General features: G+C 64.8%; 10 protein-coding genes. 6 read left to right on the top strand and 4 right to left on the bottom strand.

Translation table 11 applies throughout. The features are described from left to right. The 4 genes from ltrA to ACREXZ_RS00020 all read left to right on the top strand — a co-directional run. A partial coding sequence (gene ltrA, locus ACREXZ_RS00005; protein WP_431761972.1) for a group II intron reverse transcriptase/maturase occupies positions 1-1431 on the top strand: 1431 nt, incomplete at its 5' end. 99 nt (positions 1432-1530) lie between these two features. Continuing rightward, positions 1531-1752 carry a hypothetical protein gene (locus tag ACREXZ_RS00010; protein ID WP_431761973.1) on the top strand — a complete coding sequence of 74 codons (222 nt, stop codon included), beginning with the start codon at positions 1531-1533 and terminating at the stop codon, positions 1750-1752. A gap of 85 nt (positions 1753-1837) precedes the next feature. Next, entirely contained in the window at positions 1838-2083 is a 246-nt protein-coding gene (locus tag ACREXZ_RS00015) for a hypothetical protein (RefSeq protein ID WP_431761974.1), read from the top strand. 105 nt (positions 2084-2188) lie between these two features. Then, the gene (locus tag ACREXZ_RS00020; RefSeq protein ID WP_431761975.1) at positions 2189-3142 is read left to right on the top strand and encodes an ion channel; all 954 of its coding nucleotides are present in this window, start codon (positions 2189-2191) and stop codon (positions 3140-3142) included. A 15-nt stretch (positions 3143-3157) separates the two neighbouring features. Here ACREXZ_RS00020 and ACREXZ_RS00025 read toward each other — a convergent pair whose 3' ends face one another. Beyond that, positions 3158-3766, bottom strand: coding sequence for a glutathione S-transferase family protein (locus ACREXZ_RS00025; protein WP_431761976.1), 609 nt, complete (start codon positions 3764-3766; stop codon positions 3158-3160). A 293-nt stretch (positions 3767-4059) separates the two neighbouring features. On the opposite strand from ACREXZ_RS00025, the gene ACREXZ_RS00030 reads away from it, so the two are divergent. Beyond that, a complete protein-coding gene (locus ACREXZ_RS00030) occupies positions 4060-7641 on the top strand; it encodes an indolepyruvate ferredoxin oxidoreductase family protein (protein ID WP_431761977.1) in 3582 nt (1193 codons plus the stop codon). A gap of 9 nt (positions 7642-7650) precedes the next feature. Here the strand turns inward: ACREXZ_RS00030 and ACREXZ_RS00035 are convergent, their stop codons facing one another. Together ACREXZ_RS00035 and ACREXZ_RS00040 are read right to left on the bottom strand one after the other, a co-directional pair. After that, positions 7651-8358, bottom strand: coding sequence for a copper homeostasis protein CutC (locus tag ACREXZ_RS00035; protein ID WP_431761978.1), 708 nt, complete (start codon positions 8356-8358; stop codon positions 7651-7653). A gap of 35 nt (positions 8359-8393) precedes the next feature. Further along, positions 8394-9671, bottom strand: a complete 1278-nt coding sequence (locus ACREXZ_RS00040) for an EAL domain-containing protein (protein ID WP_431761979.1) — start codon at positions 9669-9671, stop codon at positions 8394-8396. A gap of 436 nt (positions 9672-10107) precedes the next feature. Between ACREXZ_RS00040 and ACREXZ_RS00045 the strand changes: the two genes are divergently transcribed. Then, positions 10108-11772, top strand: a complete 1665-nt coding sequence (locus ACREXZ_RS00045; protein ID WP_431761980.1) for a Na+/H+ antiporter — start codon at positions 10108-10110, stop codon at positions 11770-11772. Between the two features lie 4 nt (positions 11773-11776). Here the strand turns inward: ACREXZ_RS00045 and ACREXZ_RS00050 are convergent, their stop codons facing one another. Continuing rightward, positions 11777-13084, bottom strand: a complete 1308-nt coding sequence (locus ACREXZ_RS00050; protein WP_431761981.1) for a solute carrier family 23 protein — start codon at positions 13082-13084, stop codon at positions 11777-11779. Positions 13085-13246: the final 162 nt, after the last annotated feature.

Raw genomic sequence — 13246 nt, forward strand, 5'->3', positions numbered from 1 at the left:
GCCGTCAACCGGTTGACGGCCCGCGGATACAGGCCTCTGCCATTACGGAGGGTCTTTATCCCCAAGCCAAATGGAAAGGAACGCCCGCTGGGCATTCCGACCATGCGGGACAGGGCGATGCAAGCCCTGTATCTGCTGGCCTTGGAGCCAGTGTCGGAGTCGACGAGCGACCCGAACTCGTATGGGTTCAGGTTAAATCGCTCGACGGCCGATGCCATGTCCCAGATCTTCGTTGCCATGTCCCAGAAGGGCTCTGCCCGATGGGTACTGGAAGCGGATATCAAGGGATGCTTCGACTACATCAACCATGACTGGCTGGAAAGTAATGTCCCGATGGACAAAACGATTCTGCGGAAATGGCTGAAGGCTGGCCTGATTTACAAAGGTCAGCTACGGGCGACCGAGGCCGGTACGCCGCAGGGAGGGATCATCTCCCCGACGCTGGCAAACGTGACGCTGAACGGGCTGGAGCGTGAACTGGTTGCGCACCTCGGTGCGAAATTCGGGATCGCAAAAGCCAAGAGGCTGAAAGTAAATGTGGTGCGGTACGCGGATGACTTCGTGATTACTGGTGACTCGAAAGAGTTGCTGGAAAGCGAAGTCAGACCTTGGGTGGAAGCCTTCCTTGCTATACGGGGACTGCAACTATCGGAGGAGAAAACGCGGATCACTCACATTGACGACGGCTTCGATTTCCTCGGGTGGAATTTCCGGAAGTACTCGGGAAAGCTGCTCATAAAACCGAGCAAAAAGAATGCGCAAGCGTTCTACCGCAAGGTGGCGGATACGATCAGTGGCCACAAAACGGTGAAGCAGGAGGAGTTGATCCGACTGCTGAACCCGATGCTACGGGGCTGGGCGCAGTATCACAGTCCTGTAGTTGCCAAGCAGACGTACAGCCGCATGGAGTCACTGGTGTTCTACAGGCTCTGGCGGTGGTCAAAGAGGCGGCATCCGAACAAGAGCACTGACTGGGTGAGAAAGAAATACTTTCACTCAATTGGTGAACGCAGTTGGGTATTCGCCGCTCCTGTGGTGCACGACGATGGCAGTCGAGGGTCGTTTGAGCTATATCGAACCAGCAGCACGGTCATCAAGCGACATATGAAAGTCAAAGGGGAATTTAATCCCTTCGATCCGAAGTGGGAGCAATACGGTGAGCAATTGCGACAGGTGCGTATGAAGGACTCAATGCGCTACCGGAAGCAATGGGTCACGCTGTATCTATCACAGGGTGGCAACTGTGCGCACTGTGGGAGTGCATTGACGGACGAAGCAGGCTGGCACGATCATCATCTTGAATATCGGATGCATGGCGGGACAGATGCATTATCCAACCGGGTCTTGCTCCACCCTTACTGCCACCAGCAAGTGCATCATCTCAATCTGGTTGTAACGAAACCGGTTCTGTTCGAAACAGGACTTAGCTAGTAGGCTTGAGCTGTATGCGGGGAAACTCGCACGTACAGTTCTTAGGGGGCCCTTCTTCCGTAAGGAAGGGGGGCTACCCTACCCTTGAGGAGATGCATCATGGACGACATCACCTATACCAAAGGGATCTACACGGCGACCGCAACGGTGCGACCGGTAGACGGAGACCAGTACCAGGGCGTGGTATCGCTTGAACGCGACGAAGGCGCCGAGCCGGAGAGCACGCTCTACGAGGTCGATACGACGTCGTCCACTCCGGAGGAAGCATTCGAGGAAGCCAAGGCGCTCGCTCATCGCATCCTCGGCGCACTCGAACTGTAGTTAAGCGGCGCCGCCCGTCTGGTTTGTTTCCGCGCGCGGCGCCAGTCAATCCGTTTCCACTCTCCCTGAACAGCTGGAGGCAACCATGGCTGATCAGCTCTTCCTCTACGGCGTCTACGCGATCCACGTGCGCCCGCTCGAACTGCACAGCGCGCGCTGGGATGCCGAATACGAGATCCGTCATCGCGACAAGGCTGTGAAAGCGTGGACCACGGTCGGTGGCGACGCCGGCTATGCGGACCTCGAAGAGGCGATCGAAACGGCGCACCGCCAGGCGGTGTCCGACATCGATCACGGCGCCGGGATTCCGAAGCCGCGGGGGTTTCCGTGAGCGTTGCGCGTTCCTTTTGAGCGTCGCGCGGCCACTGCGTGTACCGGCTTGCGTGCACGGCGGCGCATGCTACGCTGTGCGCGTTTTCATCTCGCCGGGAACGCGATGGTCACCGATTCGCAGGACGACTCGCTCAACGCGGAAACCACCGACGAGGCACCGCTGCGCCGCCGCGGACGCCGCCTCGAAGGGGTCGGCCGCGTCGTGTTCGCTCAAAACGCGCCGGTACGCTTCTGGCAGGACCTGTATCACCGCGCGCTGCTCGTCAACTGGCCCACCTTCTTCGTTTCGCTCGCGGTGCTGTTCCTGCTGCTGAACACCGCGTTCGCGTCACTGTATCTGCTCGGCACCGCGCCGATCGCCAACCAGTTTCCGCACGGTTTCGCGGGCGCGTTCTTCTTCAGCGTCGAGACGCTCGCGACGGTCGGCTACGGCGATATGCATCCGCAAACCTACTTTGCGCATCTCGTCGCGACCTTCGAAATTTTCGTCGGGATGTCGGGCATCGCGTTGGCGACCGGGCTGATCTTCGCGCGCTTCTCGCGGCCACGCGCGAAGATCATGTTCGCGCGCTATGCGGTCGTGCGGCCGCTCGAAGGCCGCATGACGCTGATCGTGCGCGCCGCGAACGGACGGCAGAACGTGATCGCCGAGGCCCGCGCGAAGCTGCGGATGATGCGCCTCGAAACCACTACGGAAGGCTATACGTCGCGCAAGATCCGCGACCTCGATCTGGTACGCGACCAGCATCCGATCTTCATGCTCGGCTGGAACCTGATGCACGTGATCGACGAAACGAGCCCGCTGTTCGGCGAAACCGCCGCAACGCTCGCGGCAAGTGACGCGTCGCTGCTGATCACGATCGAAGGCTCCGACGAAACCACCGCGCAGACCATGCAGGCGCGCTACACCTGGCCGTCGGCGAGCCTTCGGTGGCAGCATCGATACGTGGATCTGATCCGCGACGAGGGCGGCGTCAGCTACATCGACTACACGCATTTCGACGACGTCGTGCCGCTCGAAGCGCACGAACTGATGCCAGGCCCGCAGCCCACGTGATGCGATTCGATCGCGCTACTTCAGCGCATCGCGTTCGCGCTGCTCGACCGCAATCGCGCGCGCATGCGCGTCGCGCCCGAGCGCCCGACCGACGTAATCGCCGAGCTTTCCCTGCGGTTCCAGCAAGCGCGCCGAGAACGCAACCTGCAGTGTGCTGACGAGCAGCAGATCCGCAGCCGTGAAGCGCTCGCCGAGCAGCCATTCGCCTTCGTCGAGCGCACCGTCGATCGCCTGCCTCACGCGATCGAAATCGCCCCACCCAAAACTGAACGAATTGCCCGCCGAGCCGGTGATCTTCTCGGCCATCACCGGTTCGAGACAGCTCGGCGTGAAGAACAGCCACTGCAGGAAGCGCCCGCGCAACGGATCGTCGAGCGGCGCGCCGAGATTCGCGGCCGGAAAGCGGTCCGCGAGATACAGCAGCACCGCGCCCGATTCGGCGACGCGCACGCCGTCGTCGTCGAGTGCCGGCAGTTTGGTCATCGGATTGACGCCGCGGTAATCCGCCGTGCCCTGTTCGCCCGCGCGGATGTTGACGCGCATGAGTTCGTAAGGCACACCGACCTCTTCGAGCATCCAGAGTGCACGGAACGCGCGGGTCTTCGGCCAGTAATAGAGTTTCATCGGTTGGCTCCGCGGACTGGGAGAGAACCGTCAGGGTACTGCAATGGGACGTCGGCGCACACCGTCTACTCCGGGAAGATCACGCGGCGCGACGGGCCCCGGCAGAACTCACTCAAAAACCAGACAAAACGCAGCCCCCACCGCGCACTCTCCAGACCCGCGCACGAACTTAGCAAAAATCTTCTCTAATCGGCGCGAAAAAATAGAGTCTCTTTCGCCGCACGTGTATCCCTCCACTCCCCACCTCGTACGTGTGCGGACGCATAAGACGCGCATAACAAGGAGACTCCCCCATGACTGCCCGCCTGCCGATCGACGGCACGCCTGCCCTGTCGGACTACCGCCTGTCGGACAACCTCACCGCGACGCGCGGCCGCATCTTCCTCACCGGTACCCAGGCGCTCGTGCGCCTCGCGCTGATGCAGCGCGACGCCGACCGCGCGCGCGGCCTGAACACGGCCGGCTTCATCAGCGGCTATCGCGGCTCGCCGCTCGGCATGGTCGACCAGCAGTTGTGGAAAGCGAAGAAACTGCTCGAGACGCACGACGTGCGCTTCCTGCCCGCGATCAACGAAGAACTCGGCGGCACCGCGGTGCTCGGCACGCAGCGCGTCGAATCGGACCCGGAGCGTACCGTCGAGGGTGTATTCGCGATGTGGTACGGCAAGGGGCCGGGCGTGGACCGCGCCGGCGATGCATTGAAGCACGGCAACGCTTATGGCTCGTCGCCGCACGGCGGCGTGCTCGTCGTTGCGGGCGACGACCACGGCTGCGTGTCGTCGTCGATGCCGCATCAGAGCGACTTCGCGATGATCGCGTGGCACATGCCCGTCGTGAATCCGTCGAACATCGCCGACATGCTGGAGTTTGGCTTGTACGGCTGGGCACTGTCGCGCTACTCGGGCGCGTGGGTCGGCTTCAAGGCGATCTCCGAAACGGTCGAGTCCGGCTCGACCGTCGATCTCGACGCGCTGCACACCGAATGGACTGTACCGGAAGACTTCGTGACGCCGACAGGCGGTTTGCATAACCGCTGGCCCGATCTACCGAGTCTGACGATCGAACAGCGTCTGCACGCGAAGCTCGACGCGGTGCGCCACTTCGCGCGCACGAACAGCATCGATCGCTGGATCGCGCCGAGCCCGCACGCGAACGTCGGCATCGTCACGTGCGGCAAGGCACATCTGGACCTGATGGAGGCGCTGCGCCGCCTCGATCTGACCGTCGCGGATCTCGACGCCGCGGGCGTGCGGATCTACAAGGTCGGGCTGTCGTTCCCGCTCGAAATGACGCGCATCGACGCGTTCGTCGCGGGCCTCTCCGACGTGCTGGTGATCGAAGAGAAAGGTCCGGTGATCGAGCAGCAGATCAAGGACTACCTGTACAACCGCACCGCCGGCGCGCGGCCGACCGTGACCGGTAAGCACGCGGCGGATGGCGCACCGCTGCTGTCGGCGCTCGGCGAGCTGCGGCCGTCGCGCATCCTGCCGGTGTTCGCGAACTGGCTCGCGCATCACAAGCCCGCACTCGACCGGCGCGAGCGCGTCGTCGATCTGGTCGCGCCGCAGATCCTGTCGAACGCCGCCGACGCGGTGAAGCGCACGCCGTACTTCTGCTCCGGCTGTCCGCACAACACGTCGACGAAAGTACCGGAAGGCTCGATCGCGCAGGCGGGTATCGGCTGCCACTTCATGGCGTCGTGGATGGAGCGCGACACGACCGGGCTGATCCAGATGGGAGGCGAGGGCGTCGACTGGGCCTCCCATTCGATGTTCACGAAAACGCGCCACGTATTCCAGAATCTCGGCGACGGCACATACTTTCACTCGGGCATTCTCGCGATCCGCCAGGCGGTCGCGGCGAACACCAACATCACGTACAAGATCCTCTACAACGATGCGGTCGCGATGACGGGCGGCCAGCCGGTCGACGGCAGCATTTCGGTGCCGCAGATCGCACGCCAGGTCGAAGCGGAAGGCGTGTCGCGCTTCGTCGTCGTCAGCGACGAGCCAGAGAAATACGACGGCCATCACGGCCTCTTTCCGCAAGGCACGACGTTCCATCACCGCAGCGAACTCGACGCCGTGCAGCGTGTGCTGCGCGACATCGACGGCGTCACGGTGCTGATCTACGACCAGACCTGTGCAGCCGAAAAGCGCCGGCGCCGGAAGAAAGGCGAATTCCCCGATCCGGACAAGCGCCTCTTCATCAACGAAGCGGTCTGCGAAGGCTGCGGCGATTGCGGCGTGCAGTCGAACTGCCTGTCGGTCGAGCCGATCGAAACGCCGCTCGGCAGAAAGCGTCGCATCGACCAGTCGTCGTGCAACAAGGACTATTCGTGCGTGAACGGCTTCTGCCCGAGCTTCGTGACGATCGAAGGCGGCAAGCTGAAGAAGGCCGCGGGCGTCGCGTTCGACGTCGCAGCACTCGCTGCACGCGTCGATGCACTCGCGCTGCCGCAAGGTCATCTCGATGCGGCGCCGTACGACATTCTCGTCACCGGCGTCGGCGGCACGGGTGTCGTGACGGTCGGTGCGCTGATCAGCATGGCCGCCCATCTCGAAGGCAAGAGCGCATCGGTACTCGACTTCATGGGCTTCGCGCAGAAGGGCGGCTCGGTGCTGTCGTTCGTGCGCTTCGCCGCGCGCGACGAGTGGCTGAACCAGGTGCGCATCGACACGCAGCAAGCCGACGTGCTGCTCGCGTGCGACATGGTGGTCGGCGCGAGCGCCGATGCGCTGCAGACGGTGCGTCACGGCCGCACGCGCATCGTCGTCAACACGCACGCGATTCCGAACGCAACGTTCGTGCAGAACCCCGACGCGAACCTGCATGCCGACGCGCTGTACGAGAAGATGCGTCACGCAGCCGGTGATGAAAGGATGTCGGCCTGCGACGCACAGTCGCTCGCGACACGCTTTCTCGGTGACACGATCGGCGCGAACATCCTGATGCTCGGCTTCGCATGGCAACTCGGGCTCGTGCCGGTCTCGCTCGGCGCACTGATGCGCGCGATTGAACTGAACAACGTCGCGGTGCCGATGAACCAGCTCGCGTTCGCGGTGGGCCGTCTCGCCGCCGCGGAACCGGCCGCGCTCGAAACACTCTGGCAGGCGCGTCACGCGGCACAACCGGAGGTGCGCATCGATACGCTCGACGAGCTGGTCGCCGACCGCGAAACGCGCTTGCTAGCCTACGGCGGCGCGGCGTACGCGAAGCGTTATCGTGCGCTCGTCGATGCAGCGCGACAGGCGGAACGCGGCGTAGACGGCGAGCGCATCGCACGTGCGGTCGCGACGACGTTCTATCGTCTGCTCGCGGTGAAGGACGAATACGAAGTGGCCCGCCTGCACACCGACCCGACGTTCCGCGCGGCGCTCGAAGCGCAGTTCGAAGGCGTCGCGGGCAAGGACTTCGGCGTGCGCTTTAATATGGCGCCGCCGGTGCTGTCGCGTTCGAAGCATGGCGAAGCGCCGCGCAAGGTGACGTTCGGGCAATGGCTGTGGCCGGTGCTCGGCGTGCTCGCGAAATGGCGTGGGCTGCGCGGCACGGCATTCGATCCGTTCGGCAGGACGCTCGAACGCCGGATGGAACGCGCGCTCGCCGACGATTATGAAATCACCATGCAGCGTGCGTTTCCAGCGGTGACGCCAGAGACGGCGGAGACCGTCGGCAAGCTCGCCGATCTGCATGCACGCGTGCGCGGCTACGGTCACGTGAAGCTCGCGAACCTCTCGGGCGTGAAGCGCAGCGAACGCGATCTCGCCGCGCAGCTGAATCTCGAGGCGGTGACGTCGCCGGTGGTTCAGCGGGCGTTGCAGGAAGTGAAAGGTGCGGGCACGCTGCGCGGGATTCCGGTCGTCGTTGCGAAGTAAGAGCGCGCGTCAGGTTGAACCGTCGAGGAGCGCCCTGACGCGCGCAACCTTCGACGGATCGACCGGCGCGAGCCCGTTGCCGTCGACCCGCACGCCGGACCCGAAGTGCACGGCGCGAACGGCCGTGTCGCGCACGAAGCCCGCGACCGCGTCGATCGTCAGACCGGCGCCCGCGAGCACCGTGCAGTGCGACCCGGCCGCGCGCGCGACCAGCGTGCGGATCGTGTCGACCGACTGCAATACGGAAGGCCGCCCGCCCGACGTCAGCACGTTCGTCACCGCATCGAAGCCGAGCAGCACGTCGAGCGCTTCATGCAGATCGCGGGTCTCGTCGAACGCACGGTGAAACGTCACGGCAAGGCCGTCCGCCGCATCGATAAGCCGCGCGAGCCCCTCGCGATCGATCTCGCGCGACGGCGTCAGCATCCCGATCACTACGCCGTGCGCACCGACCGCCGAGATCGCGCGAACGTCGCGCGCCATGACGGTGTGATCGTTCGCGTCGAAGACGAACGAGCGGCTATGCGGCCGCACGATGACATTGACGGGAATCGCGACCGCGTCGACGACCGATTCGATCAGGCCGATGCTCGGCGTGAGGCCGCCCTCGCCCATCGCGGTGACGAGTTCGAGCCGGTCGGCACCGGCCTGCGCGGCGAGCCGCGCGTCCGCGACCGTGGTCGCGATGACTTCGAGCAGAACGGAAGAAGAGGACATGGGTTGGCATCGGCGGCGTCGAGAACGCCATGATGTCAGAATCGCTCGCTGCCCACCCAGTCAATATCGCCGCACAGCACGCAGGTCTGTCCACCGATGCGCGTCGCGACCGACAGCGTCACGCACGGCATCGCTTCGTTGATCGACAGATAAGGTCGAGTGACGTGCACGCGTTCCGGCGCGGCGATCGCCGCGCGGAAGTACGGCCGGCGCAGCCAGTTCGCGCCCTGCGCATCGGCGAGCGGCAGGAAGCGCGTTTCGTGCGCCGCGCGGTCCGCGCGCAGCACGACGTTGCGCCCCGACTGCCGGCCGCTGCCGTCGAGCAGAAAACAGCGCGCGGCATCGTCGAGCGCGAGGAAGTTCCAGCACACTTCGTCGAGCGGTTCGCCGGCCGCGAGCCGTTCGGCCGTGCGTTCGAACGCACGGATATACGGCGCGAGACGGCTCGCGTCGTGGCGCTCGCGCGCTTCGGTCTGCGTGCGATAGCGCTCGGTCAGTTCGCTGATGCACAGCGCCGCATGCGCGCTGTCCGCGACACCCGGATTCGGCCGGCCGAAGAAAAATCCCTGCACGAAATCGGCGTCGCACGCGAGCGCCATCTGCGCTTCGTGCTCGGTCTCGACACCTTCGATCAGCACCAGCTTGCCCGCTTCGTGCAGCAGCGACACGAGGCCCGGCAGAATCGCGGCCATATCGGCCCGATGCGCGGCGTGCGACAGCATCACGCGGTCGAGCTTCACGATGTCGGGGTTCATCTGCCAGATGCGTTCGACGTTCGAATGACCCGCGCCGAAGTCGTCGAGCGCGATCAGGAAGCCTTGCTCGCGGAACTGTCGCACGGCGTCGGCGAGACGTTCGATGTCTTCGGCGCGCTGCTCGAGCACTTCGAGCACGATGCGGCGCGGCGAGATCTCGAGGCGCCGCAGGTTCGCAAGCAGTGCGGCCGAATGATACGGATCGGTCAGCGCGCCCGGATGCACATTCAGGAACAGCCACTCGCGTTCCGCGCCGAGTACCTTGTAGTTCTCGAGGTGCAGCGCCTGTGCGAGCCGGTCCACCTGCAGCACCTCGCCGAGCCGCGACGCCTGGCCGAACACGTCGAGCGGCGATACCGGACGGTCGAGCGCGTCGTGTGCGCGCAGCAGCCCTTCATAGCCGACCGCGCGCATGTGCGACAGACTGAAGATCGGCTGGAACGCGCTCGTCAGCGTGAGGTCGTCGTGCTGCACCGAATAGCGGTCGAAGCCCGAGGTCACCGACAGCTCGAAGCCATGCGGCGAAGCCGCGGTTCTTTCCTGTTGCGCAATGGTCATGCATTCCTCTCGAGCGAGAGCGGGCGATCCGGTCGCCGGCGGGCGAGGTCGCGTATCCGTTCTCGAAATTTGCGTCATCGGATCATCCTAAGCAAGCTCCATGCACACTCGCATCCGTGTTCCGATGAAATTTGCATCGATGCTTGCACCGCCCGTAAGGTTCGTGCGTCGGCTAAGGGCGCATGATGCACCGCTGCAGTGCGCGAGAGGTTGCGGGCTTCTTTACGAGTTCTTTAATTTCGCGCCGCGCTCCGCGAACTTTTGCGCGGACGTTGGTCATCTGTTCTGGTCGGGCACGTCGTCGCGTCGGCTACACTGCGGACTCTTCCCTGGTTTCAACCGCTGTTCAATTCGCCGTTCAACTTGCCGTCACGGCTCGCCGCTTTGCGTCGTGCCCGGTGCATCGCTTCATTGTCGTCCGCTTTCGAATCCGCCGATGGAAATCGTCTTTACCGTTCTGATTCTGCTGCTCGCCGTCACCGTGTCCGGCATCGTCGTCCGTCTGCTGCCGTTCGCGCTGCCGCTGCCGCTCGTGCAGATCGCGATCGGCGCGATGCTCGCGTGGCCGGTGCTCGGCCTGCACGTGACCTTCGATCCCGAGATCTTCATGTTGCTGTTCATCCCGCCGCTGCTGTTCGCGGACGGCTGGCGCATTCCGAAGCGCGAGTTCTTCATGGCGCGGCGCGCGATCCTGATGCTCGCGCTCGGACTCGTGTTCATGACGGTACTCGCGGTCGGCTACTTTGTGCACATGCTCGCGCCGGAAATCTCGCTGCCGGTCGCCTTCGCATTGGCCGCGGTGCTGTCGCCGACCGACGCGGTCGCGCTGACCGGCATTGCCGGCAAGAACCGCATTCCGCCGCAGCTGATGCATATCCTCGAAGGCGAGGCGCTGATGAACGACGCGTCCGGTCTGGTCGCGCTGAAGTTCGCGGTCGCCGCAGCGTTGACCGGCGTGTTCTCGCTGCGCGACGCGTCGATCAGCTTCGTCGTGATCGCCGCCGGCGGACTCGCGACGGGCGTCGCCATCGCATGGCTGTTCAGCTTCGTGTCGGAGCGCTTCCTGAACTTCACGCGCGACGGCGACCCGGCGCCCGGCGTCGTGATGACGCTGCTGATCCCGTTTGCTGCGTATCTGTTCGCCGAGCATATCGGGTGCTCGGGGATTCTCTCCGCGGTGGCGGCCGGCATGATGATGAACTACACGCGCATCGTCGTGTCGAGCCCGGTCGCGACCCGCATGCGGATGACCGGCCTGTGGCTGATGATCGATTTCGTGTTCAACGGAATGGTGTTCATTCTGCTTGGCCTGCAGTTTCCGCACGTGCTCGGCCGCGCGCTGCTCGATGCGCACCACGCGAGCAACGCGCAGGTGTGGCGTCTACTCGGCTACGTCGCGGCGGTCGCGCTCGCGCTGTACGCGATCCGCTTCGTGTGGGTATGGCTGCTGCGCTGGTTCGCGAGCCGCGGCGCCGCGAAACGTGGCGTAGAAAGCGCGGTGCCGGGGCTGCGCACGGTGACCGTGACGACCGTGGCCGGTGTACGCGGCGCGGTGACGCTCGCGGGCGTGCTGTCGCTGCCCGTCACGCTCACCGACGGCACGGCGCTGCCGGGCCGCGACGTCGCGATCTTCATCGCGTCGGGTGTGATTCTGCTGTCATTGCTGGTCGCGGTGATCGCGTTGCCGTTGCTGCTGCGCGGCTGGCGCCGCGGTCGAGATCCGAACGCGGCCGAAGAGCAGGCCGCGCGCGTGCACGCGGCGCAGGCCGCGATCCGCGCGGTCGACGATCTGCACGAAACCGAGACCGCCGATTGCGACGAAACGACCGCGGCCCATGCGACCGACGTCACCGCGCGCGTCATGGACCTGTACCGCCGCCGGCTCGCGACGCTCACCGATGTGCACGAAACCGCCGACGAAGCGCGCGCCGCCGAGGCGCTCGAGTTCCGCATGAAGCTCGCCGCGATGCGCGCGGAACGCGCGGCGCTGCTCGGCCTGCGCAACGCACAGAAGATCAACGACGAAACGCTGGGCAAGCTGATGCGCGAAGTGGATCTCTCCGAGACTGCGCTGACGAGCCGCGGCCGCGCGAAGAGCTAAAGGTTCAGACGACCGGCGCCTGCGCGGGTTTGCGGCGCAGCAGCGCGTACAGCGCAATCGCGCCGAAGGTCGCGGTGCCGATCCCGCCGAGCGCGAAGCCGCCGAGCTTCAGCGAGAAATCGCCCGCGCCGAGCACGAGCGTCACCGCGGCGACAATCAGGTTGCGGTTGTCCGCGAAATCGACCTTGTTGACGACCCAGATGCGCGCGCCCGTCACCGCGATCAGCCCGAACACGACGATCGACACGCCGCCGAGCACCGGGCCCGGAATGGTCTGGATCACCGCGCCGAACTTCGGCGAGAAGCCGAGGATCAGCGCAATCACCGCCGCGATGACGAACACCAGCGTCGAGTAGATTTTCGTCACTGCCATCACGCCGATGTTTTCCGCGTAGGTCGTCACGCCGGTGCCGCCCGCGAAGCCGGAGACGATCGTCGCGAGGCCGTCGCCGATGAACGCGCGGCCCACGTAGCGATCGAGATTCTGGCCGGTCATCGCGCTGACCGCCTTGATGTGGCCGAGGTTTTCCGCGACGAGGATCACGGCGACAGGTGCGAGCAACGTCATCGCTTTCGCGTCGAAGGCCGGCGCAGTGAAGTGCGGCAGGCCGAACCACGCGGCGTTCGCGACGATCGAGAAATCGATCGGTTTGCCGAATCCGAAGCCGTTCGCGACGATCGCGTAGATCGCATACGCGATCAGCAGACCGACCAGAATCAGCAGACGCTGCACCATCCCCCGCGTGAACACCGCGACCGCGCCGACGCACAGCACCGTGACGAGCGCCATCCACGATTCGAATGCGCTGCCGCTCACGCCGTGCACCGCGATCGGCGCGAGATTGAGTCCGATCACCGCAACGATCGAGCCGGTCACGACCGGCGGCATCAGCGTCTCGATCCACTTCGTGCCGATCGCCGACACCACCGCGCCGACGATCGCGTAGACGACCCCGCACGCAATGATCCCGCCGAGCGCGAGCGGAATGTTCGGATTCGCACCATGCCCCGTGTAACCGGTGATCGCGATCACGAGCCCGATGAACGCGAAGCTCGACCCGAGATAGCTCGGCACGCGGCCGCCGACGATCACGAAGAACAGCAGCGTGCCGATGCCCGACATGAAGATGCAGAGATTCGGATCGAAGCCCATCAGCAGCGGCGCGAGCACCGTCGAGCCGAACATCGCGACGACGTGCTGGATGCTCATCGCGATCATCTGCGGCGCCGGCAGCCGTTCATCGGGGCCGACGACGCGGCCTTCGACGGAACCTGGCTGCGCGCGCCAGCGTGGGAAATAGGATTCGGCCATGGGGGTTCTCCTCTCTGTTGGCGTGCGGGTGGGGCACGGCGCCGTTCTGGTCAGGCGCGAGTGTACGGAGACGCAATAAGGCTGACAAGACAGAAGAAACGCGGAACATGGCGCGCTGGCCCCAGCCTGCCGCCACCGATTGGCTCTAAAAACGCGGACTCG

Source organism: Paraburkholderia sp. (assembly GCF_050742655.1).
Taxonomy (GTDB): Bacteria; Pseudomonadota; Gammaproteobacteria; order Burkholderiales; family Burkholderiaceae; genus Paraburkholderia.

What these genes read in the sequence shown, in the direction of transcription:
- ACREXZ_RS00010 (WP_431761973.1), top strand. Translation starts at nt 1,531, where the DNA reads ATGGACGACATCACCTATACCAAAGGGATCTACACGGCGACCGCAACG.
- ACREXZ_RS00015 (WP_431761974.1), top strand. Translation starts at nt 1,838, where the DNA reads ATGGCTGATCAGCTCTTCCTCTACGGCGTCTACGCGATCCACGTGCGC.
- ACREXZ_RS00020 (WP_431761975.1), top strand. Translation starts at nt 2,189, where the DNA reads ATGGTCACCGATTCGCAGGACGACTCGCTCAACGCGGAAACCACCGAC.
- ACREXZ_RS00025 (WP_431761976.1), bottom strand. Translation starts at nt 3,766, where the DNA reads ATGAAACTCTATTACTGGCCGAAGACCCGCGCGTTCCGTGCACTCTGG.
- ACREXZ_RS00030 (WP_431761977.1), top strand. Translation starts at nt 4,060, where the DNA reads ATGACTGCCCGCCTGCCGATCGACGGCACGCCTGCCCTGTCGGACTAC.
- ACREXZ_RS00035 (WP_431761978.1), bottom strand. Translation starts at nt 8,358, where the DNA reads ATGTCCTCTTCTTCCGTTCTGCTCGAAGTCATCGCGACCACGGTCGCG.
- ACREXZ_RS00040 (WP_431761979.1), bottom strand. Translation starts at nt 9,671, where the DNA reads ATGACCATTGCGCAACAGGAAAGAACCGCGGCTTCGCCGCATGGCTTC.
- ACREXZ_RS00045 (WP_431761980.1), top strand. Translation starts at nt 10,108, where the DNA reads ATGGAAATCGTCTTTACCGTTCTGATTCTGCTGCTCGCCGTCACCGTG.
- ACREXZ_RS00050 (WP_431761981.1), bottom strand. Translation starts at nt 13,084, where the DNA reads ATGGCCGAATCCTATTTCCCACGCTGGCGCGCGCAGCCAGGTTCCGTC.